At 67.2% G+C, this 24,595-nt stretch carries 22 protein-coding genes; 12 read left to right on the forward strand and 10 right to left on the reverse strand.

Features of this window, described 5'->3' with window-relative positions; all coding sequences use genetic code 11:
- Positions 1 to 17: 17 nt before the first annotated feature.
- The 3 genes from C8J45_RS10610 (at position 18) to C8J45_RS10620 (ending at position 1,605) form a co-directional block, all read left to right on the forward strand.
- Positions 18 to 500 (forward strand): disulfide bond formation protein B, encoded by a 483-nt coding sequence (locus C8J45_RS10610; RefSeq protein ID WP_107963193.1) that lies wholly within the window; start codon positions 18 to 20, stop codon positions 498 to 500.
- Entirely contained in the window at positions 497 to 1,033 is a 537-nt protein-coding gene (locus tag C8J45_RS10615) for a demethoxyubiquinone hydroxylase family protein (RefSeq protein ID WP_107963194.1), read from the forward strand. Before C8J45_RS10610 ends, C8J45_RS10615 begins: the two co-directional genes overlap by 4 nt.
- 62 nt (positions 1,034 to 1,095) lie before the next feature.
- Complete coding sequence (locus C8J45_RS10620; protein ID WP_107963195.1) at positions 1,096 to 1,605, forward strand: hypothetical protein; 510 nt, start codon at positions 1,096 to 1,098, stop codon at positions 1,603 to 1,605.
- A 79-nt stretch (positions 1,606 to 1,684) separates the two neighbouring features.
- On the opposite strand, the gene C8J45_RS10625 is transcribed toward C8J45_RS10620, so the two are convergent.
- The gene (locus tag C8J45_RS10625; protein WP_107963196.1) at positions 1,685 to 2,317 is read right to left on the reverse strand and encodes a DedA family protein; all 633 of its coding nucleotides are present in this window, start codon (positions 2,315 to 2,317) and stop codon (positions 1,685 to 1,687) included.
- Positions 2,318 to 2,397: 80 nt separating this feature from the next.
- Here C8J45_RS10625 and C8J45_RS10630 point away from each other — a divergent pair, with 80 nt between their 5' ends.
- Entirely contained in the window at positions 2,398 to 3,195 is a 798-nt protein-coding gene (locus C8J45_RS10630) for an aldo/keto reductase (protein ID WP_107963197.1), read from the forward strand.
- Positions 3,196 to 3,289: 94 nt separating this feature from the next.
- Here C8J45_RS10630 and C8J45_RS10635 read toward each other — a convergent pair whose 3' ends face one another.
- The 7 genes from C8J45_RS10635 to C8J45_RS10660 form a co-directional block, all read right to left on the reverse strand.
- Positions 3,290 to 4,675 (reverse strand): UdgX family uracil-DNA binding protein, encoded by a 1,386-nt coding sequence (locus C8J45_RS10635; RefSeq protein WP_107963198.1) that lies wholly within the window; start codon positions 4,673 to 4,675, stop codon positions 3,290 to 3,292.
- Between the two features lie 34 nt (positions 4,676 to 4,709).
- On the reverse strand, positions 4,710 to 5,954 hold the full coding sequence (locus C8J45_RS10640; protein WP_107963199.1) for a putative DNA modification/repair radical SAM protein: 1,245 nt from the start codon (positions 5,952 to 5,954) through the stop codon (positions 4,710 to 4,712).
- A 220-nt stretch (positions 5,955 to 6,174) separates the two neighbouring features.
- Entirely contained in the window at positions 6,175 to 6,351 is a 177-nt protein-coding gene (locus tag C8J45_RS19240) for a hypothetical protein (protein WP_168371622.1), read from the reverse strand.
- Positions 6,352 to 6,384: 33 nt separating this feature from the next.
- On the reverse strand, positions 6,385 to 9,771 hold the full coding sequence (locus tag C8J45_RS10645; RefSeq protein WP_107963200.1) for a chromosome segregation SMC family protein: 3,387 nt from the start codon (positions 9,769 to 9,771) through the stop codon (positions 6,385 to 6,387).
- 279 nt (positions 9,772 to 10,050) lie between these two features.
- Positions 10,051 to 10,791 carry a thioredoxin domain-containing protein gene (locus tag C8J45_RS10650; RefSeq protein ID WP_056051660.1) on the reverse strand — a complete coding sequence of 247 codons (741 nt, stop codon included), beginning with the start codon at positions 10,789 to 10,791 and terminating at the stop codon, positions 10,051 to 10,053.
- 26 nt (positions 10,792 to 10,817) lie between these two features.
- Entirely contained in the window at positions 10,818 to 11,483 is a 666-nt protein-coding gene (locus C8J45_RS10655; RefSeq protein WP_107963201.1) for a thioredoxin domain-containing protein, read from the reverse strand.
- Positions 11,483 to 12,046: a DUF721 domain-containing protein gene (locus C8J45_RS10660; protein ID WP_107963202.1), complete on the reverse strand. Its 564-nt coding sequence runs from the start codon at positions 12,044 to 12,046 to the stop codon at positions 11,483 to 11,485. The genes C8J45_RS10655 and C8J45_RS10660 overlap by 1 nt, the downstream gene beginning before the upstream one ends.
- A gap of 59 nt (positions 12,047 to 12,105) precedes the next feature.
- On the opposite strand from C8J45_RS10660, the gene C8J45_RS10665 reads away from it, so the two are divergent.
- The 3 genes from C8J45_RS10665 to nudC are packed head-to-tail and all read left to right on the forward strand — an operon-like array spanning position 12,106 to position 15,355.
- On the forward strand, positions 12,106 to 13,122 hold the full coding sequence (locus tag C8J45_RS10665; protein WP_107963297.1) for an A/G-specific adenine glycosylase: 1,017 nt from the start codon (positions 12,106 to 12,108) through the stop codon (positions 13,120 to 13,122).
- Positions 13,119 to 14,471 carry a serine hydrolase gene (locus C8J45_RS10670; RefSeq protein ID WP_107963203.1) on the forward strand — a complete coding sequence of 451 codons (1,353 nt, stop codon included), beginning with the start codon at positions 13,119 to 13,121 and terminating at the stop codon, positions 14,469 to 14,471. Before C8J45_RS10665 ends, C8J45_RS10670 begins: the two co-directional genes overlap by 4 nt.
- Positions 14,472 to 14,476: 5 nt before the next feature.
- Complete coding sequence (gene nudC, locus C8J45_RS10675) at positions 14,477 to 15,355, forward strand: NAD(+) diphosphatase (RefSeq protein WP_107963298.1); 879 nt, start codon at positions 14,477 to 14,479, stop codon at positions 15,353 to 15,355.
- Positions 15,356 to 15,508: 153 nt separating this feature from the next.
- Here nudC and C8J45_RS10680 read toward each other — a convergent pair whose 3' ends face one another.
- Positions 15,509 to 16,507, reverse strand: coding sequence for an LLM class flavin-dependent oxidoreductase (locus C8J45_RS10680; RefSeq protein ID WP_107963204.1), 999 nt, complete (start codon positions 16,505 to 16,507; stop codon positions 15,509 to 15,511).
- A 98-nt stretch (positions 16,508 to 16,605) separates the two neighbouring features.
- Entirely contained in the window at positions 16,606 to 18,684 is a 2,079-nt protein-coding gene (locus C8J45_RS10685; RefSeq protein WP_258191406.1) for a S8 family peptidase, read from the reverse strand.
- 383 nt (positions 18,685 to 19,067) lie between these two features.
- On the opposite strand from C8J45_RS10685, the gene C8J45_RS10690 reads away from it, so the two are divergent.
- From C8J45_RS10690 to C8J45_RS10710, 5 genes are all read left to right on the forward strand, one after another.
- Positions 19,068 to 19,745 (forward strand): pyrimidine 5'-nucleotidase, encoded by a 678-nt coding sequence (locus C8J45_RS10690; RefSeq protein ID WP_107963205.1) that lies wholly within the window; start codon positions 19,068 to 19,070, stop codon positions 19,743 to 19,745.
- Positions 19,742 to 20,560 carry a 2,3,4,5-tetrahydropyridine-2,6-dicarboxylate N-succinyltransferase gene (gene dapD / locus C8J45_RS10695; RefSeq protein WP_107963206.1) on the forward strand — a complete coding sequence of 273 codons (819 nt, stop codon included), beginning with the start codon at positions 19,742 to 19,744 and terminating at the stop codon, positions 20,558 to 20,560. Before C8J45_RS10690 ends, dapD begins: the two co-directional genes overlap by 4 nt.
- Positions 20,561 to 20,673: 113 nt before the next feature.
- Positions 20,674 to 21,645 carry a class II fructose-bisphosphatase gene (gene glpX / locus C8J45_RS10700; protein ID WP_107963207.1) on the forward strand — a complete coding sequence of 324 codons (972 nt, stop codon included), beginning with the start codon at positions 20,674 to 20,676 and terminating at the stop codon, positions 21,643 to 21,645.
- 263 nt (positions 21,646 to 21,908) lie between these two features.
- Positions 21,909 to 22,640, forward strand: a complete 732-nt coding sequence (locus C8J45_RS10705; RefSeq protein WP_107963208.1) for a CPBP family intramembrane glutamic endopeptidase — start codon at positions 21,909 to 21,911, stop codon at positions 22,638 to 22,640.
- 53 nt (positions 22,641 to 22,693) lie between these two features.
- On the forward strand, positions 22,694 to 24,544 hold the full coding sequence (locus C8J45_RS10710; RefSeq protein ID WP_107963300.1) for a CocE/NonD family hydrolase: 1,851 nt from the start codon (positions 22,694 to 22,696) through the stop codon (positions 24,542 to 24,544).
- Positions 24,545 to 24,595: the final 51 nt, after the last annotated feature.

Below are 24,595 nucleotides of genomic sequence, written 5' to 3' on the forward strand. Positions count from 1 at the left end.
TGCGTCGCGGGCTTGGCATGACCAAGAACGAAGAGATCGCGCGCGCCATCGCGCTCCTGCTGCCGGCATTCCTGCTGCTCGGGGCGCTCGGATCTCAATATCTCGGCGGGTTGTATCCGTGCGAGATGTGTCACTGGCAGCGCTGGCCACATTATTCGGCAGTGCTGGTCGCCGGTGCGACGTTCTTCGTCCCCGGCCGTTCGCTGCGGGCATCGCTGGTGATCATCGCCGGGCTGCTGATCGGCCTGAGCGGGCTGATCGGCGTCGCGCATGCCGGCGTCGAATATCATTGGTGGAACGGCTTCACCGCCTGCACCACGACCGTCTCGATGGCCGGCACGACCGCTGCCGAGCGTCTCGCCGCGATCATGAACGCGCCGATGGTGCGCTGCGATTCGCCGCAATGGAAGCTGCTCGGCATTTCGCTCGCCGGGTTCAACGCGATCTTTTCCCTCGTCGGTGCGTTCACCATATTCGCACTCATGAGGAAGACGAGATGAGCGGCTGGAAGCCAGGAGACGCCAAGCGGGCGACGGACTCGATGATCCGGGTCGATCAGGCTGGCGAATATGGCGCGATCCGCATCTATGCGGGCCAGCTTGCGGTGCTTGGCGATCGACACCCGGCGGCGCGCTCGATCCATCACATGGCGCAGCAGGAGGAACGCCACCGCGCGTTCTTCGACAAGATGATCGTCGATCGCCGCGTGCGCCCGACGGTGTTGCAGCCGATCTGGAAGGTCGCCGGCTTCGCGCTCGGCGCAGTGACGGCGGCAATCAGCCCGCGAGCTGCGATGGCGTGCACGGCAGCGGTCGAGACCGAAATCGACAAGCATTACGAGGAACAACTCGTTCAGCTTGGCGCCAGCGACCCCGAGCTATCCGCAGCGATCCTCGATTTTCAGGCCGAGGAACTCGAGCACAAGGCGACCGCGATCGCCGCGGGTGCCGAGGAAACACCGGGCTATCCGGTGTTGAGCGCCGCGATCCGGCTGGGCTGCAAGGTCGCGATCGCTACCGCCAAGCGGATCTGAATGCGGCCGATACAATGAGAATACGGCCAGTGACGGGAATACGGATTGTGGGAGTGATGCGTATGAAAATGCTTTTTGCGGCGGCGTTGCTCGTCGCCGGACCCGCGGTCGCACAGACCGCGCAACCAAATTCGCCCGGCAACACGGGTCCGACGCTGGCGCAATTGCCAACCAAGGCCCCCGCACTCCCCGGTGCGACGGCCAAGCCGAAGCCGGTCGTCGCGCCACCGCAGGTCTCGCGCAATGCACCGATCAACGGCGTCCTGACGCTGTTCGGCAACGAACGCTGCCCGACCAACCAGAACGGCGAAGAGATCGTCGTCTGCGTCCGCCGCAGCGCGCAGGAACAGTACCGCGTCCCCAAGGAACTCCGCGAGTTCGTCGTGACGCCCGAGAATGCCAGCTGGGCGACCAAGGCACAGGGCACGATGGACGCCGGGTCAGGCGTCAACACGATCGGCAGCTGCTCCGCAGTCGGCGCCGGCGGCGCCACTGGCTGCTTCGGCCAGCGCGTTCGCGAATCGCGCCTGGAAAATAAGACGCGCGCCGCGGAAGTGCCTGTCCTGCCCTGAATGGTATGATCATCGTTCCTCCTCCTGCTGGGAGGAGGAACGCCAATCCAAAGCTATCGTATAGAACAGCGCGCCGCGGTTACGGGTGGCGCTTCAGCCCGCGTACCCGGTGCCAGATGTAGAAGCCGACGAGGGCTATGAGGACGACGCCGATCAGCAGGTCGGCGCTGTGGAACGCGGCCTTCACGCGCGGATCACTGTCCCATTTGTCGCCGAGCTTCATGCCGACCCATGCCAGCCCGAAGCACCACGGCCATGACCCGATGAACGTGTAGACGTGGAACGGCACCAGCTTCATCCGCGCGACGCCGGCGGGGAAGGCGATGAACGAGCGGATGACGGGGAGCAGGCGGCCGATCAGCACTGCCATCGAGCCCCAGCGGGCGAAAAACCGGTCCGCCGCGTCGAGCTCGCCCGGCCCGATCAGGACGAAGCGACCCCAGCGCTCGGCCATCGGTCGCCCGCCGCGCTTGCCGACCTCGTACGCGACGATCGAGCCGAGATTGCACCCGATCGCGCCCGCGGTCGCGGCGAGATACAGGTCGAAGCGCCCGGTCGAGACGAGGTAGCCGGCGAACGGCATGATGATCTCGGACGGCAGCGGGATGCACGCGCTCTCGATCGCCATGAGCAAGGCGATACCGACATAGCCACCCGACGAGATGACGCCGATCGTGAAGGTGGCCAGTACGGCCAGGATCTTTTCGAACATGGCTCGGTCGATTGCGCGAACCGGGCGCGGAAGGGAAGAGCCAATCGGAACCGCCGGCCGTGTCGTGCGCTGTTTGCGGCATGACAGATCTTACACTCAACGACGGCCGCACGATGCCCCAGCTCGGCATGGGCACGTGGCAGATCCCCGACAGCCAGGCTGCGGCGATCGTCCGCTCCGGGCTCGATATCGGCTTCCGGCTGGTCGACACCGCCGCGATCTACGAGAACGAACGCGGCGTCGGTGACGGCTACAAGGGCTCGGACGCGTTCCTGACGACCAAGCTCTGGAACGACCGGCAGGGTGACGCCGAAGCGGCGATGGACGAGAGCCTTGCGCTGCTAGGTGTCGAATCAGTCGACCTGTACCTGATGCACTGGCCGGTGCCGAAGCAGGACCAGTACGTCGAAGCATGGAAGGCGATGATCGCGTTGCGCGATGCCGGGAAGGCGAAATCGATCGGCGTGTCGAACTTCCTGCCCGAGCATATCGACGCGATTGTTGCTGCGACCGGCGTGACGCCAGCGGTCAACCAGATCGAACTCCACCCGAATTTCCAGCAGCGCGAGCAATGCGCCTATCACGAAGCGCATGGCATCGTGACGCAGAGCTGGAGCCCGCTGGGGCAGGGCAAGACGTTGCTGCAGGACGGCGCAATCGTTCGGATTGCGGACAAGCATGGTCGGAGTGCGGCGCAGGTCATTCTAGCGTGGCATTTGGCGAATGGTTTTTCGGTCATCCCGAAGGCGTCGGATGCCGAGCATCTCGCGGACAATTTCGCGGCGCTGGATCTGACGCTGGATGACGAGGACATGGCCGCGATCGAAGCGCTCGACGATCCTGCGGGCCGGCTGGGACCAGAACCGAACAGTATGTAATGAGGGTGAGGAAGCGATTCGACTGACCAGTTCGTCATCCTGACGTTCATCAAGATGACGGAGGAAAAGAGCGTGCGATTTGCTCCGTCGAGGATCAAGCAATTTGTCGGCCTACGACGCGCAAGTCTTCGACAAATCGCGCATATTCTTCTGCCGCCTGCGCTGGGTCCGGCAGCCGCAGCAGGTAACTCGGATGCACTGTGATCCAGGCCTCCCCACCATCCGGCAGCTGCAATGCCCGTCCACGCTCGCGGCCGATGGTCATCACCTTGCCGAACAGCGACCGGGCCGCGGTGGCGCCTAGCGCCACCGTGACCTTTGGCTTGATCAGCATCTGCTCCTGCTCGATCCACCAGCGGCAGGCGTCGATCTCGCCGGCGCCGGGCTTGGCGTGGATGCGTCGTTTGCCGCGTTGTTCGAATTTGAAGTGTTTTACTGCGTTGGTGACGTAGGCGCGCGAGCGGTCGACTCCCGCCTCTGCCATCGCCTTGTCGAACATCTGGCCGGCGGGGCCGACGAATGGGCGTCCGGCGATATCCTCTTGGTCGCCGGGTTGCTCGCCGACGAACATCAGTGGAGCGTCGACTGGGCCTTCGCCGAACACGGTTTGCGTCGCCGGCTTGTAGAGCGGGCAGCGGGTGCAGCCGGCGGCTTCGTCGCGCAGGGCTTCCCATGCGATCAGGCTGTTGCCGCCGACGTTGTCGCGCGCTTTCTGGATCATGCCGCTCTCCCTTGCTTGCGCCGCTGCAAGCAAGCCCGGGACCAGCGCGGTTTCGGGCATGTTCTTCCAGTATTTCTTCGGCATCTCCTTCAGCATCGCGCCGATCTTCACGCGGGCTGGGTTGAAGATGCTGGCGTAATAGGTCTTCCAGACTTCCTCGGTCGGGTCGCCTTCGGGGGCGTCGGACTTGCTTGCACCAAGGCCTTCGGTGAGCGCCTTGCCGTCCCAGTGGATCGAGACTTCGGGCGTCAGGATCGACCAGCGCATGCTGGCGAAGCGGTTGACGAAGAAGGCTGCGTTGGCGCGGACGATGTGGTGGTCGGGCTCGAACCACGCGACGAAGCGCGTGCCGCCGTCTTCCTCGACCTCGCGGAAGCGAAGGAAGGCGCGCATCTTGTGGATGTCGCGGCGGACGTCCTTGGCGATCCGGTCGAGGCGGCGGACGAGCGGATCGGCGCGGTCCTCGATCAGTTTGGGTTCGCGGCGGAGGCGGAAAAGCAGCGTGTAGAGCAGGGCGAAGCGTTCGGGATCGCTGCCGAGGATGGCGTTGCGGGCCAGGTCAATGAAGGCGCGTGGGACGGAGAATGCGCCTGGGGGTGGGGCGGGGGCTGGATCGGCTACGGTTGCGAACAGGTCGACCGGTTCGTCGCCGACTTGCCAGACGACATCGTCGGGGGGGACGTCTTCGGCGATCAGGCCACGCGCGGCGTCGCGCCAGCCGTCGAAATCGTCGGGTTCGGTTAGGGTTACGACGCGCATAATCCTCCCTGGCACAGGGAGGAATGCGTCGGCGTCACGCGAACATTTCCATTTGCTTGGGTTTTGGGGCGATGATGGGGCGGAGCTCGGCTTTGTCCGCCAGAGCTACCGGGCGCCAGTCTTCGGCGATGATGAAGGGGCGGAGCTTGGCGACTGACACGGTCAAGCGGGCGATGTCCGCCAAATGCAGGCGGCGCCAGCGGCGGCTGGTTAGGATGCCGTTGACTGCCTTTACGCCGAGTCCGGGGACGCGGAGGAGCATTTCGCGGGGGGCGCGGTTGACGTCTACCGGGAAAGAGCCGCGAAATTTGAGCGCCCAAGCGAGCTTGGGGTCGATGTCGAGCGGCAGCATGCCGGTGGCGTCGTCGGCTGCTGCGACTACCTCATGCGGCTGGAATTCGTAGAAGCGCATCAGCCAGTCGGACTGGTACAGCCGGTGCTCGCGCATCAGGGGCGGGCGTTGGAGTGGCAACACTGCGCTCGCATCGGGGATGGGGCTGAACGCGGAATAATAGACGCGGCGCAGGCCGAAGCGGTCGTACAAGGTCGACGCCTTCCGGACTATGTCGCCGTCGGTTGCGGCGTCGGCGCCGACGATCATCTGGGTCGACTGGCCGGCGGGGGCGTAGCGGGGTGCGGACTTGTACTTGGCCTTGGCGTCCTTGCCGTCGATGATCGAGGCCTTCACCTCCGCCATTGCGGTCTCGATGCGGACGCCGTCCTTCTCGGGGGCGAGACGCTTCAGGCCGTTCGCGGTTGGCAGTTCGACGTTGATCGAAACGCGATCCGCATACAGCCCGGCCTGGTGGACGAGTTCGGGATCGGCGTCGGGGATCGTCTTGAGGTGGATATACCCGCGGAAATGATGATCCTCGCGCAACGACCGCGCGACCTCGACCATCTGCTCCATCGTGTAGTTCGACGAGGCGATGATTCCCGACGAGAGGAACAGCCCCTCGATATAATTCCGCTTGTAGAAGGCGATGGTGAGATCGACGACTTCCTTCGCGGTGAAGCGGGCGCGTCGCACGTTCGAGCTCTTGCGGTTGATGCAGTAATGGCAGTCGAAGATGCAGCTGTTGGTCAGCAGGATCTTCAGCAGCGAGATGCAGCGGCCGTCGGGCGCATAGGCGTGGCAGATGCCCATGCCTTCGGTCGAGCCGAGCCCCTTGCCGTCCTTCGAATTGCGCTTGGTCGTGCCCGACGACGCGCAGGACGCGTCGTATTTGGCCGCATCGGCGAGGATCTCGAGCTTTTCACGGGTGTCGAGTTGGGCCATTCGTTCGTCTTACGTTCCGCGAAAAGGGGTGTCGAGTGATGGAGATCAACTTGTCGCTATGTCGCTGATGCGGGGCGGTTCTCGGTCGTAGCGGCAGAGTGAAGTATAGAAAGTACAGACGCTGGGAGCGTTTTCGCAGGGGCGGTTTCTCGGGTAGGAAAGTCTCGGGATCTCGGCGTCGGAACGCTGTCAGGATCGGGACGTGTAGGACAGCGAGCAGTCAGTCGAACACATAGCGGATCAAGTCGACCATGCCGCCGAGGCTCACGGGCAGGAGCAGCAACAGGAATAGATAGACGAAGATCAGGCGGGTGAGCGCCTTCTCGTGACGATACACGGGCTTGCGCGGAGGCAGGTCCTCCTTGCGCGGCCAGATGCTGGATTCGTCGAGGAACATCGAGGGTCAACGTCGCGAACGGGGATTGTCTCCCTACGCCGTTGCAATGAGTCCGGTCGCGGCTTGCAGGTCGACCGAGACGAGGCGGCTGACACCGCGTTCGATCATCGTCACGCCGAACAGGCGGTGCATGCGGCTCATCGTGACGGCGTTGTGCGTGACGACGAGGTAGCGCGTGTCTGTGTCGCGCGACATGCGGTCGAGCAGGTCGCAGAAGCGCTCGATATTCGCATCGTCGAGCGGCGCGTCGACTTCGTCGAGGACGCAGATCGGCGCGGGATTGGTGAGGAACAGGCCGAAGATCAGCGCGACCGCGGTCAGCGCCTGTTCGCCGCCCGACAGGAGGGTGAGCGACTGGAGGCGTTTGCCGGGGGGTTGCACCATGATTTCGAGGCCGGCTTCGAGTGGGTCGTCGGAATCGATCAGTTCGAGGTGCGCGGCGCCGCCGTCAAACAGCGTGGTGAAGAGGCGTTGGAAATGGCCGTTCACCGCCTCGAACGCAGCGAGCAGGCGCTGGCGACCTTCGCGGTTGAGCGTGCCGATCGAGCCGCGCAGGCGGTTGACGGCTTGCCCGAGTTCGTCGCGCTCGACCGCGTTGCCCCGCGCGGACTCTTCGAGTTCGGCGAGTTCGGTTTCGGCGACGAGGTTGACCGGGCCGATCCGCTCGCGGTCGGTGGTGAGGCGGTCGTGCGTGGCGGACTCTTCGGCTGGCGCGCGGACGTCGGCGACCGCGAAGCCGAGGCGTTCGGGGAGGACGGGCGCGGGGCATTGGAAGCGCTCGCCCGAGAGGCGGCCGAGATCGAGGCGGCGCGCTTCGTGGTTTTCGACGCGGGCGATCGCGCCGGCGCGGGCTTCGCGGGCTACGGCGAGCGCTTCGGTGGCGGCGCGGTGGGCGTCGTCGGCGGTGCGGACGGCGGTCTCCGCGGTGCGTTCGGTTGCAAGGAGGGCATCGGCGGTTGTGCGCGCGTCTTGGTGTTCGGCGTCGAGCGTCTCGATTTCAGCGTCGAGGGTGGTGGGGCGAGCGGCGATCGCGGCGAGGTCGGCGCCCAGCGTCGTTTCGCGCGAGTCCATGGCAGCGATGCGCTTGGCGGCTTCACCGGCGCGCGCGCGCCAGCTTCGGGTGTCGGCCTGAGCTGCGGACAGGCGTTCGCGGTGGGTGGCGATGCTGCGGTCGAGCGTGGTGCGATCGGCACTGCCCTGTGCGACGGCGGTGCGGGCGCGTTCGGCGTCGTACTGGAGCGTGGCGACCTGACGCGCGTTGGCGGTGCCGTCGGGGACGGCGGCCATCGCGGCTTCGGCGCGGGTGCGGTCGGCGTGCGCGTCGGCGACGTCGTCGGCGATACGGTGCGCGCGGATGTCGAGGTCTGCGCGCTGGGTGGCGAGGCGTTCGAGCGCGGCGGCGGCGCGGTCCTCCTGGCGGATGGCGTCGCGCGCGGCGGTTTCGGCGCGTTGCAGGGCGGCGCGGGCGGTTTGCGACTGGCTTCGGGCTTGGGCGATCCGCTCGTCGATCGCGGCGCGGGTTCGTTCGGCGTCGTCCAGCGCCTTGGCTGCAGCGGGGCGAGCGGCCTGGAGTGCGGCGAGGCGGTTGCGGCGGACGAGGCGTTCGGCGGCGGCCGCGCCGGTGCCGGTTGCGGTAAAGCCGTCCCAGCGGCGGAGTTGGCCGTCTCGGGTGACGATGCGCTGACCGACGGCGAGGTGTTGCTGGCCATGGGTGTCGACGACGAAGACCTGCGCGAGCCGGCGGGCGAGGGCGGGGGGCGCGTCGACATGCTTTGCCAGCGGTTCGGCGTCAGCGGGCGCGGCGGGGTCGTCTTGGCGAGACTCGGCGCCCGCCCATGCGTCGAGGCCGGTGTCGAGATCGTCGCCGAGCGCGGCGGCGAGTGCGCGTTCGTAGCCGGTGCTGGCCGAGACATGGTCGAGCAGCCGATCGCGGCCGCTGCGCTGCGTTGCCTTGGTAAGCGCCGTCACTTCGCTGTCGATCGCGGCGAGGTCTGCGCGGGCGGTGGCGCGGATGGTTTCGGCGGCGTCTCGCGCGCTGGTCGCGGCGGCTTCGTCGGTGTCTGCCTGGGTGATGGCCTGGCGGGCGGACTCTGCTGCGGCGGTCGCGGCGCGTCGGGCTTCGGCGGCGGTTTCGCGCTCTGCGGCTAGCGGGGCAGGGTCGCCGAGGGCGCGGAGGGCGGCGGCGATCTGCGCGGCGTCGCGGTCGGCGCGGTCGGCGCGGGTGCGGGCTGCGGCGAGGGCTGCGCTGGCGACGCGGACTTCGGCGGCGTCGCGGGCTTGCGTGGCTAACGCCTGGGCGAGGGAGACTTCGGCGTCTCGGGCTTTGCGTTCGGTGTCGGCGAGCGCTGCGTCAAGATCGGGGATTGCGGCGGTGGCGTCGGCGATCGCGGTGTCGAGCGTCTTGGCCTCGTCGGCGAGGCGGGCGAGCGCGGCGGCGGCGTCGCTGGCGAGCGATCCTTCGCGGTCGCGGTCGTCGGCGATCCGGGCGCGGGCGTAGGTGAGGTCGGCGATCCTGCGCTCTACGCTGGCCTTCTCGGTTTTGAGCGCGGCGAGGCGGTGGGCGAGGTCGCCGACCAGGTCGCGCGCGGCGAGCGCTGCGGTGCGGGCTGTCGAGACGGCTTCGATCGCGCGATGCTGTGCTGCGGCGGCTGCGCGTTCGGCTTCGGTGATTGCGCGGACGCGGGTTTCGGCGGCGGCAGCTTCTGCCTTGGCGGAATCGGCTGCGGTAGCGGCTTCGCGCCATCGGGCGAAGAGCGTGCGCGCTTCGGCGACACGGATCTGCGCGGAGATCAGGCGGTAGCGTTCGGCGGCGCGGGCCTGGCGTTTCAGTGTGGCGGCGCGCGCGTCCTGGTCGGCAATGATCTCGTCGAGCTTGGCGAGATTGGCTTCGGTGGCGCGGAGTTTCCCCTCGGCGTCCTTGCGGCGCACGTGCAGCCCGGCGATCCCGGCGGCTTCCTCGAGCATGGCGCGGCGGTCGGCGGGTTTGGCGGCGATGACCGCGCCGATCTTGCCCTGGCTGACGAGCGCGGGGGAGTGCGCGCCGGTGGCGGCGTCGGCGAAGAGCAGGCCGACGTCCTTTGCGCGGACGTCGCGGCCGTCGATCCGGTAGGCGGAGCCGGCGCCGCGCTCGATCCGGCGGACGATTTCTCGTTCGTCGCCCGCAATTTCGGCGAGGATCGAGACTTCGGCGAAGTCGCGCGGGGGGCGGGTCGCGGTGCCGGCGAAGATGACGTCTTCCATGCCGGCGCCGCGCAGGGATTTCGCGCTGGCCTCGCCCATCGTCCAGCGGAGCGCTTCGAGGAGGTTCGACTTGCCGCAGCCGTTGGGGCCGACGACGCCGGTGAGGCCGGGTTCGATGCGGAGATCGGCGGGGTCGACGAAGCTCTTGAAGCCGGTGATGCGGAGGCGCTTGATCTGCATTTCTTGCGCCCCCCGGCTGTAAGCGATGTTCTTCTTATACCGGGCCGTTGCACCTTGTGTCCCCGCGAAGGCGGGGACCCAGACTGGGCTCCCGCCTTCGCGGGAGAACAAGGAAGGCGGTGCTGCCATTCGACTGAGTGCGCCAACATTGCACCTCCCCGGCGAAGGCCGGGGCCCAATTGGGAGAAGGCGCTAACGAAGGTGGCGCTCCGTTACTGCGACCTTTCCAATTGGGCCCCGGCCTCCGCCGGGGTGGTAATTACTGGTGGCGGGGTTAGCTTACGCCCCAGCCGCCTTCAGTGCCTTCTCCATCTGGTCCCAGCTCACGACCTGATCGAGCTTCTTGTCGTTGATCAGGAACGTCGGCGTGCCCGTCACCGTCCCAGCCTGCATCGCGTTCTCGGTCGGCTTGGCCATCACCTCCAGCTGCTTCTGATCCGCCAGGCACGCGCGCGCCTTCGCTTCCGGGATCCCGCGCTGCTTGACGAAATCGATCGCGCCCATCTGTTCGGCGAGCTTGGTGGCGACGACCGTCGGCGGCTGGTTGGCGAGCGCCTTTTGCTGGTCGGGGGTCATCGCCTGGAGCTTGTCGAGGAAGGCGATCTGGTTGCCGTACATCTGCTCGAGGATCGGGAAGAACGGCGCGACGCCGCCGCACTGGCCGAGCAGCGTCAGCGCCACGTCGGGGGCGCCGTGGACGAGGAAGTCGCGGAATTCGAAGCTGACCTTGCCGGTCGAGACGTATTTTTCGGTCAGCGGCTTGTACGCCTCGCGGCCGAACGCGCCACAGGTCGGGCACGAGCGCGCGCCGTATTCGACGAGCTTGATCGGTGCGTTCGGGTTGCCCATCAGGTAACCCTCGGGGGTCTTCACGACCGTCTCGGTCCAGTTCTGGCCGGCGGGGGCTGCGGCGGCCGCGACGGGCGCGGCGGCGGGCTGGTCGACGTTACCGGTCGAATCGTTCTTCGAGCAGGCGGCGAGCGCGAGCGGCAGGACGGCGAGCGTGGTCAGGAACTTCATCGGGTTACTCCAGTGGATCACGTGAATTAACGGGCGCCGGCCTTGCGGAGCGCGGGTTCGAGCTGTTCCCAGCCGACATGGGGTACGATCTTGCCGTTGAGGTAGAAGGTCGGCGTCGAGTCGATCTCCTTCGGCGCGTCGGCGGTCAGTTTGACGATGCGGTCGATCTCGGGCTGGTTGGCGAAGCACGCGTTGATCGCCGCGTCCGAGAGCCCGCGCGCCTTGATCATCGCGGTCAGGCCGGAGCCGTCGGCGTTGGCGCGGATCTGGGAGGCTGCGGGGTACATCGCGAGGCGCGCGGCGTTGCCTTGCTGGTATTCGATCCCACGCTCCAGCCATTGCGGCTGTGCGGCGAAGATCGCGGACGAGGTGGCGGAGAAGCCTTTCGGGCCGGTGCAGCGCGCGAGGATCGCTGCTGCCAGGTCGAGCCGGTCGCGGATGAAACTGCGAACTTCGAGGCTGGTCGAGCCCGACGCGATCATCTGGCGCTTGAGCACGGGTTCGGACTTCACCGAGAAGTCGGCGCAGTGCGAGCAGGTGTAGCTGGCATATTCGACGAGCTTCACGCGCGCGGCGGGGTTGCCGATCAGGTAGGCGCCCGAGGGGAGGATGCGCGCGGTTTGCGACCAGTCGCGCTTGGGCGCGGCACCGGTCAGCAGGAAGAGGGCGAAGACGGCAAAGAGGACGCGCATCAGTTGATCCTGGGAAGGCCGTGCGTCGAGGCGACGCCGGCGGCGAGGGATTCGAGGACGGCGCGCAGTTCCGGATCGGCGATGCCCTTCAGGCTCATACCGAGATCGACGGGGACCGGGCGGATCGAAGGCGGGGCTTTGCGCGGGACGGGGGCGGCGACCTCGCCCTGGCGGATCGCGACCTTCACGATCGCGGCATAGCCGAAGAAGCGGTTCACGCGCTCGATGATCTCTGGGGCGATGTGCTGCATCATCGGGGCATGTGCGCCGCGGACGGTAAGGGTCAGGACGCCGTCCTGCTTCTTGCCGACCGGGAAGCGGATCGATTCGGGGATGCTCGCGCCGGCCAGTTTGGCGCCGACGATCTCGGGCCAGCGACTGACGATCGACGACTGGACGAAGCCGAATCGCCGGAATGCCGCGCCGCCGATCGCGGGCAACAGTTCGGCAACCGCGCGTGAGCGGTTCTCGCGCGGGGCGTCTGGATCGGTCCTGCCTTTAATGCGCTTGGTCGCCGGCTTGGGCGTCGCAGATTTAGGCACAGAAACGGGCGGCTTGCTCATCTGCGAACCCATGCCATAGGCGACGCGTGAACGCCAAGCGCTCTTCGGTCTCCGGGGCCCTGCTCGACTGGTATGACGCGCATCGTCGCGACCTGCCGTGGCGCGCGAAGCCGGGCGAGGCGGTCGATCCGTACCGGGTGTGGCTGTCGGAAGTGATGTTGCAGCAGACGACGGTGGCGGCGGTGACGCCGCGGTTCCTCGCGTGGACCGCGCGGTGGCCGGACTTCGCGAGTCTGGCGGCGGCGGACGATGCCGATGTCATGGCGGCCTGGGCAGGGCTTGGCTATTACGCTCGGGCGCGCAATCTGGTGAAGGCGGCGAAGGCCGTGGTCGCCGAGCATGGCGGCGTGTTCCCGCGGACCGAGGTGGAGCTGCGCGCGTTGCCGGGGCTGGGCGCTTATACGGCCGCGGCGGTCGCGGCGATCGCGTTTGGCGAGCGCGCGGTGGTGGTCGATGCGAATGTCGAGCGAGTAATTGCGCGGCTGTTTGCGATTCAGACGCCCTTGCCGGCGGCGCGGCCTGCGATTCGGGTCGCGGCGGACTCGATCACGCCGGACGTTCGGGCGGGGGATTTCGCGCAGGCGATGATGGATCTGGGGTCCGGGATCTGCACGTCGCGCGCGCCGAAATGTTTGCTGTGTCCGATCCGTGAGTTTTGCGAAGGCTTTGCGCGGGGCGCGCCCGAGCGGTTGCCGGTGAAGGCGAAGAAGGCGGCCAAGCCTCAGCGCTACGGGACGATCTTCTGGCTGGAGCGCGATGGGCAGGTGTTGCTGGTGCGGCGGCCGGACAAAGGTTTGCTGGGCGGGATGCGCGCGTTTCCGACCGGACCTTGGGATGATGTTCCCCCCGGTTTCGAGGATGCACCGGCGCAGGCGGATTGGCGGATACTGGACGCGACCGTCGCACACGGATTTACCCATTTCGATCTGCAACTGACGCTTGCGGTGGCGACGGTCGAGGCGCATCAACCGCGCGTTCCAACGGCAAGCGAATGGTGGCCGATCGACGAGCTGGATACCGCCGGGCTCCCGACCGTTTTCGCCAAGGCCGGCAAGACCATACGGAGAGCTGCATGAAACTGGTGCACTGGATTTCGACTGGCGGACTTGCCGCATTGGCTGCCGCCACGGTCTATGCCCAGCAGGCGCAGCCGCGTCCGCAGGTGAGCCCGCAGGCTCGGCCGACGCCGCGGATGACGATCCCTGTCAACGCATTGCTGCCTGCCACGTCTGCGCTGTTCGACAGCTATGTCGCGCAGGACAAGATGCCCGGGATCGTCGGCGCGTTTGGTGCTGGCGATGGTCCCACGCTGTTCCCGTCCGCGGGTAAGATCAGCGACGACCCGAACGCGCCCGCCGCCGGCCCCGATTCGCTGTGGCGCGTCTATTCGATGTCCAAGCCGATCACCGGCATGTCGGCGATGATGCTCGTCGAGGACGGCAAGCTTAACCTCGACGATCCGGTCAGCAAATACATCCCCGCGTTCAAGGACATGAAGGTCGCGACCAGCCCCGACACGTCGCTTGCCACGCGCCCGGCGACGCGGCCGATTACGATCCGCAACCTGCTGACGCATACCGCCGGGCTCGGCTACACGATCGTCACCAAAGGGCCGCTGCTCAAGGAATATGAGCGGCTTGGTATCCTGCCGCTGTCGGTCAGCGCGGCGATGGAAGAGAAGATGCGGCCCGTCCGGCCGAAATCGCTGGAGGAGTTCGCCAACCGCGTCGCGACGCTGCCGCTGATCGCAGAGCCGGGCACCAAGTGGAGCTATTCGATCGGGCTCGACGTGATGGGCCGCGTGATCGAGGTCGCCAGCGGCATGAGCTTCGAACGGTTCGTGCAGACGCGGCTGTTCGATCCGCTGAAGATGCGGTCGAGTTTTTGGCAGGTCCCGCAGAGCGAGGTCGGCCGGCTGGCGACCAACTATGCGTTTGTCGGCGACACGCGGACGCCGCTCGATCCGGCGGCGACGTCGGTGTTCCTGCAGAAGCCGAGCTTCCCGTATGGCGGTGCGGGCCTGGTGATGTCGGCGCGCGATTATGACCGGTTCCTGCACATGATCCAGGACGGCGGCACGCTCGAGGGCGTGCGCGTGATGAAGCCCGAGACGATCGCGCTGGCGACGTCGAACCTGTTGCCGGCGGGGGTGACCTATGGCGGCGTGAGCGGTGGTACCGGTGGCACGAAGGGTAGCAACATGGGCTTCGGCGCGGGCGGATCGGTGGTGCTGGCCACGACGCCGAACGGGCCGGGCAAGGGCACCTATGCCTGGGGCGGCGCGGCGGGGACGATCGCGTGGGTCGATCCGCTCAAGCGGTCGCGCGGCAATGTGATGGTCAACTACTTCCCCGCGGACCGCATTCCGCTGCGGGAGCAGGTGGTCGCGGCGTTGATGCAGGATGCGGCGAGGTTGCGCCGATGAGCGTGATGGAGGCACCTGGGTTTACCGGCGGGATGCTCGACCGGTCGGATGCTTTGCGGCACGATCCCGAAGGGCTGGCGGCGGCGCAGCGCGACTGGCGTGCGCGGTTGCTGGTGCTTGATGGGCTGCTGCCGGGCACGACCGACGACGGGCATCTTGCCTGGACGTCGATGGCGGATATGCCCGAGGATGCCGAGCCGATCCTGCTTGGGCTCGACGAGAGCGGAAGGCCGCATTTCGCGGCGCTGCTGAACGGGATGCGCGTCGACAATGCGCCGGCGATGCGCTCGCCCGCGCTGATGGCGGTGCTGGCTGCGCTCGCGCCGGGTGAGGCGGCTACGTACGCGGGTGCGCGGAGTGTGATCGACTGGCATGTCCGGCACGGCTTCTGCGCGAAATGCGGATCGCCGACCGAGCCGTTCCGGGCGGGGTGGGCACGGAAATGCCCGAACTGCGGGACCGAGCATTTCCCGCGCGTCGATCCGGTGGTGATCATGATCGCCGAGCATGACGGGCGTGCGCTGCTCGGGCGCGGCAAGGGATGGCCGGCGGGGCGGTATTCCGCGCTCGCCGGTTTCGTCGAGCCGGCCGAGTCGATCGAGGAAGCCGTCGCGCGCGAGATTCTCGAGGAGTCGGGGGTTCGGGTCGGCAAGGTCCGGTATGTCGCGAGCCAGCCCTGGCCGTTTCCGTCGTCGCTGATGATGGCGTGCGTCGCGGAGGCGGAGGACGATGCGATCACGCTCGATGTGAACGAGCTCGAGGATGCGATGTGGGTGCCGCGCGAGATGGTGCGTGCGGTGCTGCGGGGGGAGGAGGGGCCGTTCGTGGCGCCGCCGCCCTATGCGATTGCGTATACGCTGCTGAAGGAATGGGCGGGGGAATAGGGCGCGACCCGCCGGGATGCACCACCCCGGCGGAGGCTGGGGTCCAATTGGAGAGGTCGCAGTAACGATGTGCTGCCCTCCGTTACCACCGTCCCCCAATTGGGCCCCGGCCTTCGCCGGGGTGGTGTCTTAAGCGGGAGCGGTGGCGCCTACCTACGCAGCGATCTTCAATTCCTGCATCACGTCTGCGGTGATCGACAGGCTCCGCTTGCGGGCCTCGTGGTCGTAGATCGCGCTGGTCACCATGACCTCGTCGACGCCGGTCCGCTCGACGAACGCCGCGATGCCGCGCGCGACTTTGGCCGGGCTGCCGACCGCCGAGCATTGCAGGACGTGGTCGAGGATCTGGTTGCCCTGCGCGCCGAGCGACTCGCGGTAGCCGGCGAGCGGCGGCTTCATCAGGCCGGGGTTGCCGGTGCGAAGCGCGACGAACGACTGTTGCTGCGAGGTGGCGAGCAGTTCGGCTTCCGCGTCGGTCTCGGCCGCAAACACGTTGAAGCCGGCCATGACGTGCGGCTTGGCAAGCCACGCCGAGGGGCGGAAGTCGCGGCGGTAGACCGCCAGCGCGGCATCCAGCGCATCGGGCGCAAAGTGCGAGGCGAACGCGTAGGGCAGGCCCAGCGCCGCCGCCAGCTGCGCGCCGAACGTGCTGGAGCCGAGGATCCACATCTCGACGTCCGCGCCTGCGCCCGGCGTCGCGACGATGCCGGTCTGGCCGTCATTGGCGAAGTAGCTCTGGAGCTCCATCACGTCCTGCGGGAACGCGTTGGCGTCGGTTTCGAGCGTGCGGCGCATGGCGCGCGCGACGCGCTGGTCGGAGCCGGGTGCGCGGCCGAGGCCGAGATCGATGCGGCCTGGGAACAGCGCGTCGAGCGTACCGAACTGCTCGGCGATCGTCAGCGGCGCGTGGTTGGGAAGCATGATGCCGCCCGAGCCTACGCGGATGGTCTTGGTGGCGGCGGCGATGTGCGCGATCACGACGGCGGTCGCGGCCGACGCGATGCCGGTCATGCCGTGGTGTTCGGCGACCCAGTAGCGCTGGAACCCGACGCTCTCGGCGTGCCTCGCGAGGTCGGCCGCGTTGGCGAGCGATTGGGAGACGGTGCCGCCTTCGATGACGGGGACCAGATCGAGCAGGGAATAGCGTGTCATGCGGCAGAGATAGGTACCGAACGGTAGCTTATCCAGTGATTGCGCCAAATGGTTTGTTCGGCTGACCTCTACACCCCTCCCTTCCGGGGAGGGGAGAGTTAGAAGCCCAGACTATATCGCATCGCCATGCCGTAGTCGTTCGGGAGCGCCGCGAAGTTACCGGGGTCGCGGCGGAAGAACAGGTTGGTGTCTAGGCCACCGCCGAATGCGGGGACGCCGTAGCGGAGTTCGACGTCGAGTTCGCGGCCTCGCGGGGCGAGGTTGAGGCGTTCGCTGGTCCAGTTGGTGACGGTACCGGACGTGTAATCGTAATAGGTCGGGAGGCCGAGGTCGATGCCGCCGCGGGCAACGCGCAACGGTTGCGCGATGCGGAGGCCGATGCTGTCGTGGGCGAACACGCCGTCCTTGCCGATGTCGGCGGCGAAGGCGTTGGTGCGGACGAGACCGTCGCCGCCGAGTCCGCCGCGCACCGCCGCGTGGGTCCAGCCCTGGCGCATCGATCCGCCGATGCTCCAGCCAGCGCCGGCATCGAACCGCGCCTTGGTATCCACGAACCACGTTGCGGCGCGGGTCGCGCCGAGCGCCGCGGCGAAGCGCGCGCCGAGGACGGTATCGCGCTCGTCCATCCGCGTCGCGGCGACCATCGTCGACAGCGCGCCGAAGCGTCGATCGACTGCCAGCGAGACGCGGTTGTAGCCTGAGCGTTGCCAGCGGTCGCGCAGGCGGAGGTCGCCGTCACGCTGCGTCAGGACGTCGCCATTCTCGATACCCGCGGTGACCCCGAATCCACCGAAGCTCTGCCGCATCGCGCTCGACGCTCTCGTGGTGCTGTCGAAGCCCATGCCGCCAGCGTTGGCGATCAGGAAGGCGGGTTCGGACTGGCCCGAGAGTTGTGCGCTCAGCGCGGCCGATCCTTGCGCGAAGCCGAACCCGAACGACAATGTGCTGCCGAGCTTCTGCGTCACCATCCCGGCGATCGCGCGCGCGCTGGTCGCGTCGGCGGTAGAGAGCGAGGTGCGATCGAGCGCGATGTCGCCGTTGGCCCGCGGAGCGAGCGTCATCGCGACGGTCATGCCCCCCTGCGCCAGCGCGACGGTGCGGAATCGCGACTGGAGCGCGCCGCCCAGGGAGCGTTCCGGGCTGCGACGCGCGATCGTCTTGGCGAGGTCGATCGCGAACGCGCGGCTGTAGCCGTCGAGGATCACCGCGCCGAGTTCGCCCTGCGCGGCGTCACCCATCGGCGCGGACAGGGTGGCATTGCCCGTCGTCGAGACGACCGCTTTCGAGCCAGCCACGGTGGTTCCGCCGAGCGGTTGGAACGCGCGCGTCAGGTCGAGCACGCCGTTGCCATAGACCGCGTCGAGTCCGGGGGCGCCGACATCGCGCGCGCTCTTGAACAGGATATCGACGATCTGCGCGCCCGTGAGATTGGGGAAAGCCTGTGCCAGCAACGCGATCGCGCCCGAAATCTGTGGCGCAGCGAAAGAGGTGCCCGACCAGAGATAAGGGGTATCGGTCGCGTCGGGCGCACGGACGCTTTCGCCTACCGCGGTGAGGAAGTGCGCGGCGCCGGTGCCCGCCCGGTCGCTGAACGTAGAGATGCCGTCGGTGGACCCGACCGAACCGGCGATGATCACCTGGTTGCGCGCTTGTGCCTCGCTGGCGACGTTGGTGAAGGGGTCGGGGTTGACCGAACCGTCATTGCCCGCGGCGATCACGACGGCGAGGCCAGCGGCGGTCGCGCGGCCGATCGCGTCCTTGAGGCTTTGCGGCATGTCGGAGCCGCCGAGCGAGATGTTGACGACCTTCGCACCCGCCGTGCGTGCCGCATCGAGGCCGCGGGTTATCGCGTCGGTCGGAAATTTGCAGCCCGTATCCTCGTCATCCTTGCTGGCGGTGGCGCAGGTGCCCGGCCGGTCGGCGCGCAGGACGATCAGCGTCGCGTCGAACGCCACGCCGTGCGAGCCCGCGCCGTTTCGCCGTCCCGCGAGCGTGAACGCGACCGCGGTGCCGTGGCCGCCTTCGTCGTCGATCGTGCTGTTGCCGGCGACATCCTGCGATGCCGAGGAGACGCGGGAGCCGAACTCCTGGCTCTGCAGGTCGATGCCGCTGTCGATCACGCCGACGTTGACGCCCCTGCCAGTCGCGCCGACGTTATAGGCGGCGAGCGCGTTCATCGAGACGGCACCGACGGTCGCACGATATTCGGCAGTGTCGTTTGTCGAAGGTGCCGGCGTGGGAGTCGGCGTAGGCGTGGGAGCAGGGGTTGGCGTCGGCGCAGGGGCTGGAGTTGGCGTCGGAGACGGTGCTGCTGGTGGGGTCGGGGTGCTGTTGATGCCGCCGCCGCCGCCGCCGCCGCACGCCGCGACCAGGACCGTCGTCCCCAATGCCGCCGACCGCAATAGGCCAGCTCTTACGCCGTACATGAACGTCACCCCTTTGTGGTCTTGATAACGTACTGGAATTGAAAGCGTTGAGCGATCGTAAACATCGGCTTGGACCGCGCCGGGGACAGAGCCTGCTTGTCGTCTAGCGACGCTCTGCTTAGAGGTTTCGATCGATGCCTGTCCGCCTTGATCCCCGCCTCGACCATGTCCGCAACTGGATCTTCGATCTCGACAACACGCTGTACCCGGCGAGCGCGGACCTGTTCGCGCAGGTCGACGCGCGGATGACCGGGTTCATCCAGGAGCTGCTGGGGTTGGAGCATGACGAGGCGCGGCGCGTGCAGAAGGGGTATTTCCACAACCACGGCACGACGCTGTCGGGGCTGATGGCCGAGCATCATGTCGATCCGCACGCGTTCCTGGCGCATGTCCACGACATCGAGATGGACGTGATCGAGCATGACGCGCCGCTGGTCGCCGCTATCGCCAAGCTGCCGGGGCGAAAGCTCGTCTTTACCAACGGCGACACGCCGTATGCTACGCGGATACTGGAGCGGCTCGGGTTGAGCGAGAGCTTCGAGGCGATTCACGACATCCACGCGATGAACCTGATGCCGAAGCCGCATGCGTCGGCCTATGCGGGGTTCTGCTCGGCGTTCGACATCGATCCGCGGGAGTCGCTGTTCGCCGACGACATGGCGCGCAACCTGACGCCCGCCAAGGCGATTGGGATGACGACCGTGTGGATCGACAACGGCTCCGAGCAGTCGCCCGACGCGGCGCGCGATCACATCGATTTTACCGTGCCGGTGCTTGCGCCATGGCTCGAAACCATCCTGGAGACATCATGACCTTGCAGACCATCATCGACGCCGCCTGGGACAACCGCGCGAACCTCGGGCTCGATACCAAGGGCGAAGTACGCGATGCCGTCGAGTCCGCGCTGGCGATGCTGGATGCCGGCACCGCGCGTGTTGCGGAGCCGACCGCTGACGGCTGGCAGGTCAACCAGTGGCTCAAGAAGGCGGTGCTGCTGTCGTTCCGGCTCAACGACAACGTCGTGATCGACGGCGGTTCGGCGGGCGCTCCGGGGTTCGACAAGGTGCCGTCGAAGTTCGCAGGCTGGGGTGAAGCCGAGTTCCGCTCGGCTGGCATTCGCGTCGTGCCGGGCGCGGTCGCGCGGCGCGGGAGCTTCATCGCCAAGGGTGCGATCCTGATGCCGAGCTTCGTCAACATCGGCGCGTATGTCGGCGAGGGAACGATGGTCGATGCGTGGGCGACGGTCGGGTCGTGCGCGCAGATCGGCAAGAACGTGCATCTGTCGGGCGGTGCCGGCATCGGCGGCGTGCTCGAGCCGTTGCAGGCGGATCCGGTTATCATCGGTGACGGCGCCTTCATCGGCGCGCGTGCGGAAGTCGCCGAGGGTGTGCGCGTCGGCGAGGGCGCGGTGCTGTCGATGGGCGTGTATCTGGGCGCCTCGACCAAGATCATCGACCGCGCGACCGGCGAAGTGTTCAAGGGCGAAGTGCCGCCCTATTCTGTCGTCGTACCGGGCTCGATCGGTGGTGGTGACGGCAAGCCGGCGTTGTACTGCGCGGTGATCGTCAAGCGCGTGGATGCGCAGACCCGCTCGAAGACCAGCATCAACGACCTGCTGCGGGACTGACGGCGCGCGCCCCACGTCTCGTCTCCCACGTCTCGTCCCGGCGAGGCTCGTGTCGGGTCGACAACGACGCGGACGCTGCCTATCCGGGACGAAACATACCGAGGAGAAATATTTTGACCGCTGCCGCCAGCCAGGTTCTCGACCGCGTTCTCGTCCTCGAAATGGTCCGCGTGACCGAAGCTGCGGCGATCGCCGCGTCCACGCTCGTCGGTCGTGGTGACGAGAAGGCGGCGGATGCGGCCGCGGTCGAGGCGATGCGCGAGGCGCTCAACTCGTTGTACATGGACGGCACCGTCGTGATCGGCGAGGGCGAGCGCGACGAGGCCCCGATGCTGTTCATCGGCGAGAAGGTCGGCTCGGCGATCGGCAAGGGCCCGAAGATCGACATCGCGCTCGATCCGCTCGAAGGCACGACGATCTGCGCGACCGCGGGGCCGAACAGCCTCGCCGTGCTGGCGATAGCCGAAGAGGGCGGGCTGCTCAACGCGCCCGACGTCTACATGGACAAGATCGCGGTCGGGCCGGGCTATCCCGAGGGAATCATCGATCTCGACAAGACGCCGACCGAGAACATCAACGCGGTCGCCGCTGCCAAGGGCGTGCCGGCGCGCGACCTGATCGTGTGCGTGCTCGACCGGCCGCGTCACGAGGCGCTGATCGCCGAGCTCCGGAAAGTCGGCTGCGGGATCATGCTGATCGGTGACGGCGACGTTGCCGGCGTGATCGCCACGTCGGATCCAGAGACCACGGTCGACGTGTACATGGGCTCCGGCGGCGCGCCCGAGGGCGTGCTGGCGTGTGCGGCGCTGCGTTGCGTCGGCGGGCAGTTCAAGGGGCGGTTGCTGTTCCGCAACGACGACGAGCGTGGGCGTGCGGCGAAGTGGGGGATTACGGATCTCGACAAGCAGTATGACCTTTCGGAACTGGCGAAGGGCGACTGCATCTTTGCGGCGACCGGGGTTACGGATGGCTCTTTGCTGGCTGGCGTGAAGCGGAAGAAGGGCAAGATGACCACCGAGAGCGTGGTGATGCGGGCGTCTTCGGGGACGGTGCGTTGGGTTAAGGGTGAGCATCGGACTGATTGATCGGCTACTCTCTGACCGGCAGCTCAGCACCTCCCCGGCGGAGGCCGGGGCCCAGGTGGAAAGGTCGGAGTAACGGAGCGTTGTCCGTAGTCGGCAACGTCCCCCAACTGGGCCCCGGCGTTCGCCGGGGTGGAACGCTGGGTGAGGGTGGTGAACCAGCCAACCATGTGTCCCCGCGAAGGCGGGGACCCAGACTGGGCTCCCGCCTTCGCGGGAGAACATAAGGGCCAAGCGGTGGAACGCAGGAAGGGCGAAGTGTCGGCATGATCCTGCCCAACGTCCTCCTCCTCGTCACGATCATGAGCCTTGTCTGGTTCCTCAAGGGCGACCTGCTCGGCTACCGCCGGATCAAGCGCCGCTCCGACACAGCATCGCGCCAGAAGACCTACCGCCTGTGGATCGCCAAGGCCGCAATCGGCTTCGTCCTGCCGGCGGTGATCGGACTCACGCTACTCGGACGCCTCGACGCGCTCCTCACGGTGCCGCCCGAGTTCGACACCCTCCGCACGCTCCTCCCTAGCTTCGAAGGCGACAGCCGTGCGGAACTGCTCGGCATGATCGGCGGCAGTGCATTCGGTGGCCTGATCGTCGGCGCGGTGCTCGCGACTCGGGGCAACTGGCGGATCCTCAAGACGATCGGCAATGTCGGCTCGCTGCTCCCGCGCAACCGGCCGGAGATCGTACACGCCGCCGCCATGTCGATCGCGGCGGGCATCTCGGAAGAGCTCGCCTTCCGCCTGTTCCTGCCGCTGCTGGTCGCGCTCGTATCGGGCAACGCGTTCGTCGCGTTCGGCGTCGCCGTGGCGGCGTTCGGCGCTATGCATCTGTATCAGGGGCGGGCGGGCGTGATCGCGACCACGCTGGTCGGCGCGCTGATGGCGGCGGTGTATCTGATGACCGGCGAACTGTGGCTGGCGATGCTGCTGCACGCGCTGATCGATCTCAATTCGCTGGCATTGCGACCGGCGCTGACTGGAGCATGGCGCGCGGCTTGACTTCGCGCGCGTGGGTTCGTCCAATCGTTGCACGGTCCACGAAGGGAAATTCCATGTCGCGTCACGCCCTCCTGCTCGCGCTTGCCATCACCGCAGCCGTGCCGGCCGCCACGCTCGCGCAGACCGCGCCGCAAACCGTGACCCAGTCGCCGTTCACCTTCGAAGAGGTGATGGTGCCGATGCGTGACGGCGCGAAGTTGCAGACGGTGATCATGCGGCCGCGCGGAATCACCGGGCCGCTGCCAATTTTGCTCCAGCGAACGCCCTACGGCGTGCCCGACGCGCCGTTTCCCACCGCCGATCGCTTCGCGCCGTTGATGAAGGATGGCTATGTGTTCGTGTTCCAGTCGATGCGCGGGCGGTTCAAGTCGGACGGGGTGTTCACGCTGTCGACTGCGGTCCACCCCGGCGATCCCAAAGCGGTCGATGAGGCGACGGATGCGTACGACACCGTCGGCTGGCTGGTGAAGAATATCCCCGCCAACAATGGCAAGGTCGGCATGTGGGGCGTGTCATACCCAGGGTTCGCTGCCGCAGTGGCGCTGGCGAACCCGCATCCGGCGCTGAAGGCGGTTTCCCCACAGGCGGCGTGGATCGACTACTGGCAGTCGGACGACCTGCACCGCAACGGCGCGCTGCGGTTGAGCTATGCGACCGACTGGGTGTCGTCGCTGCAACTCGACAAGACGAAGAATTCCGACTTCGCCTATCCGAGCGATACCTACGATTATTTCCTCAAGGCGGGCTCGGCGGAGGCGATCGACCGGACCGTGTTCAAGGGGCGTGTGCCGATGTTCACGGCGCTGCTCGATCATCCCAATCACGACGCATTCTATACCGCGCAGCGCTGGACCGATTCGCTTGGCAAGACGACCGTGCCGACGCTGAACGTTGCGGGGTTCTGGGATCAGGAGGATCCTTGGGGCTCGTGGCAGATTTACGCCAAGCAGAAGCGCAACGATCCGAACCATCTGGCGCAGATCGTGGCGGGGCCTTGGCGGCATGGCGGGTGGCAGGGTGTGGCGGATCACCTCGGGCCGATCCCGCTCGGCACGGCGAGCGGCACGCAATTCCAGGAGCAGATCCAGGCGCCGTTCTTCGCGTACTGGCTGCACGGCAAGGGGCCGCGGCCGGACTTTGCGGCGAAGATGTTCCAGTCGGGGTCGAACGTGTGGAAGACCTATGCGGCCTGGCCTCCGACGGGCACGAAGGCGACCGAACTGTATCTGCACGCGGACGGCAGCCTGTCGTTCACCGCGCCGGCCGTTAGCGAGGGATGTCGCGATTACGTATCCGATCCGGCGAACCCGGTGCCGTTCCGCCGGCGGCCGATGTCGGCGACCTATGCCAGCCCGGATTGGGCGTGGTGGGAAGCGGACGACCAGCGGTTCGTTGACCACCGGCCCGATGTGCTGGGGTATGTGTCGGAGCCGTTGACCACGGACCTGACCGTGACGGGGGCGCTGTCGGCGACGTTGCAGGCGTCGACCAGCGGGACGGACAGCGATTTCGTGGTGAAGCTGATCGATGTGCTGGCCGACGATACCGAGCCGATGACGGGGCGTAGCCTGCAGCCGGGCGACTATGCCCGGACGCTCAACGGGTATCAGCTGCCGATCGCGATGGAGGTGCGGCGCGGGCGCTTCCTGGCGAGCGATACGGCACCGCAGCCTCTCGTGCCGGGCAAGGTGGTCGCGTGGGACGTGCCGCTGCGCGACCACGACCATGTGTTCAAGGCGGGGCACCGGATCATGGTGCAGGTGCAGTCGAGCTGGTTCCCGATGATCGACGGCAACCCGCAGTCGTTCGTGCCGAACATCGGGCGGGCAAAAGCGGCGGATTACGTGAAGGCGACGCAGAAGGTCTGCGCGGGATCGCGGATTACGTTGCCGGTGATGAGGTAAGAAGCTTGTTCTCCCGCGAAGGCAGGAGCCCAGACTGGGTCCCCGCCTTCG

This window comes from Sphingomonas sp. PP-CE-3G-477 (assembly GCF_003050745.1).
Lineage (GTDB): Bacteria > Pseudomonadota > Alphaproteobacteria > Sphingomonadales > Sphingomonadaceae > Sphingomonas.

Coding starts and splice junctions, on each gene's coding strand:
- C8J45_RS10615 (WP_107963194.1), top strand. CDS start 497: ATGAGCGGCTGGAAGCCAGGAGACGCCAAGCGGGCGACGGACTCGATG.
- C8J45_RS10655 (WP_107963201.1), bottom strand. CDS start 11,483: ATGCGCGTCCTCTTTGCCGTCTTCGCCCTCTTCCTGCTGACCGGTGCC.
- C8J45_RS10620 (WP_107963195.1), top strand. CDS start 1,096: ATGAAAATGCTTTTTGCGGCGGCGTTGCTCGTCGCCGGACCCGCGGTC.
- C8J45_RS10640 (WP_107963199.1), bottom strand. CDS start 5,954: ATGGCCCAACTCGACACCCGTGAAAAGCTCGAGATCCTCGCCGATGCG.
- C8J45_RS10685 (WP_258191406.1), bottom strand. CDS start 18,684: ATGAACGCGCTCGCCGCCTATAACGTCGGCGCGACTGGCAGGGGCGTC.
- C8J45_RS19240 (WP_168371622.1), bottom strand. CDS start 6,351: ATGTTCCTCGACGAATCCAGCATCTGGCCGCGCAAGGAGGACCTGCCT.
- dapD (WP_107963206.1), top strand. CDS start 19,742: ATGACCTTGCAGACCATCATCGACGCCGCCTGGGACAACCGCGCGAAC.
- C8J45_RS10650 (WP_056051660.1), bottom strand. CDS start 10,791: ATGAAGTTCCTGACCACGCTCGCCGTCCTGCCGCTCGCGCTCGCCGCC.
- C8J45_RS10670 (WP_107963203.1), top strand. CDS start 13,119: ATGAAACTGGTGCACTGGATTTCGACTGGCGGACTTGCCGCATTGGCT.
- C8J45_RS10635 (WP_107963198.1), bottom strand. CDS start 4,675: ATGCGCGTCGTAACCCTAACCGAACCCGACGATTTCGACGGCTGGCGC.
- C8J45_RS10645 (WP_107963200.1), bottom strand. CDS start 9,771: ATGCAGATCAAGCGCCTCCGCATCACCGGCTTCAAGAGCTTCGTCGAC.
- C8J45_RS10630 (WP_107963197.1), top strand. CDS start 2,398: ATGACAGATCTTACACTCAACGACGGCCGCACGATGCCCCAGCTCGGC.
- C8J45_RS10705 (WP_107963208.1), top strand. CDS start 21,909: ATGATCCTGCCCAACGTCCTCCTCCTCGTCACGATCATGAGCCTTGTC.
- C8J45_RS10690 (WP_107963205.1), top strand. CDS start 19,068: ATGCCTGTCCGCCTTGATCCCCGCCTCGACCATGTCCGCAACTGGATC.
- C8J45_RS10660 (WP_107963202.1), bottom strand. CDS start 12,046: ATGAGCAAGCCGCCCGTTTCTGTGCCTAAATCTGCGACGCCCAAGCCG.
- C8J45_RS10680 (WP_107963204.1), bottom strand. CDS start 16,507: ATGACACGCTATTCCCTGCTCGATCTGGTCCCCGTCATCGAAGGCGGC.
- nudC (WP_107963298.1), top strand. CDS start 14,477: ATGGAGGCACCTGGGTTTACCGGCGGGATGCTCGACCGGTCGGATGCT.
- C8J45_RS10625 (WP_107963196.1), bottom strand. CDS start 2,317: ATGTTCGAAAAGATCCTGGCCGTACTGGCCACCTTCACGATCGGCGTC.
- C8J45_RS10710 (WP_107963300.1), top strand. CDS start 22,694: ATGTCGCGTCACGCCCTCCTGCTCGCGCTTGCCATCACCGCAGCCGTG.
- C8J45_RS10610 (WP_107963193.1), top strand. CDS start 18: ATGACCAAGAACGAAGAGATCGCGCGCGCCATCGCGCTCCTGCTGCCG.